Source organism: Salipaludibacillus sp. CF4.18, assembly GCF_051262595.1.
Taxonomy (GTDB): Bacteria; Bacillota; Bacilli; order Bacillales; family Salisediminibacteriaceae; genus Salipaludibacillus; species Salipaludibacillus neizhouensis.
The window spans coordinates 1-1,156 of the sequence record NZ_JBIMEV010000139.1; the positions used below are offsets into that span (position 1 = coordinate 1).

Below are 1,156 nucleotides of genomic sequence, written 5' to 3' on the forward strand. Positions count from 1 at the left end.
GTATATAAGCCTTTGCATTCGTTGCTTCGATAATATCTAGAATGGATTTTCTAAAGTAAGCTTTATCGGCAAAAACTTCCTGAAGAGTCATGCCGCATTTTTTTGTTTCTTCTAACATTTCTTTGACATATGTACCATCCATATAGGCACCATTAGCTGTTCTGACAGAGGTGATAATTCGTTCGTCTGTCGTCATCACCAATTCTGTTTTATACCCATAAAAACTTTGGGTTTTACTTTTGCGTCCTACCCTTGCGTCTTCGTCAATGATCGAACGTACGCCTTTTTGATTCATAAACTTAGGATCTAGTAAAATTTCTTTCGCTTGTTTGATCTTTTCCGCCGTTTTACTTTCTTTCCCAGGGATCTTCTGATCCAATTGTTCGATGACGGTTTCGAGATAATTCTTCATCACTGCTTTCGCTTCATGATGGTTCGGAATTTCTTTATATTCGGGTGCCGTAGGCACGTTTTCTAACGTTTGTTCCGTTTCTTCTTCAAAGGTCTGAATAAGATTTCTAGCCAAATGTTTCATCAGTCGTTCGGGTGTCTTCTTTACGGTATTAGCGATGATATGTGTGGCATCGACACTCACACTATTTCCTTCGAGGATGCCCTTTTCGACACATTGTCTAGCCATTTCTGTGATCATTCCATCAAGGGTCCCTTCTTCTAAACGACTACTTCTGAATTTAGAGAGAAGACTTTTAGTTGGTAAAGTATCTTCCGGATTGATCCCGATAAAGTACATATAAGCAAGATTTAGACTGGCTTCAGCCATGACATTTTCGTCCGATAAATTATATAAACGCTGAAGAAACAGGAGTTTACACATCATTTCGGGTTCTTTTGCAGGACGCCCAAAATCGAGGCAGTAGGTGTCTTCTAAGAGCGTATTAATAAAACTAAAATCTACAACGGTAGAAATCTTTTTTAGTGTATGATTTTCTGGGATTTTATCGTATAATGATGAGTGAAAACTTAATTGCTTTGGCTCTGAACGAAGCATGAGAAAAGCCCCCTAATGGTTGTATTTGGTCGTACTTATATTATACCATTTTAGGGGGCTTTTCTCTGCAAAAAATGCGGTTATATCAAGGTTTTTACACCTATTTTTATAAAATCCGGATATAAATAATCCTGTTTTTATATTTCT

At 37.5% G+C, this 1,156-nt stretch carries 1 protein-coding gene; it reads right to left on the reverse strand.

All coding sequences use genetic code 11. The annotated features are described in order from the left end of the window. A partial coding sequence (locus tag ACHABW_RS25830) for a transposase (RefSeq protein WP_435759892.1) occupies window positions 1-1,009 on the reverse strand: 1,009 nt, incomplete at its 3' end. Window positions 1,010-1,156: the final 147 nt, after the last annotated feature.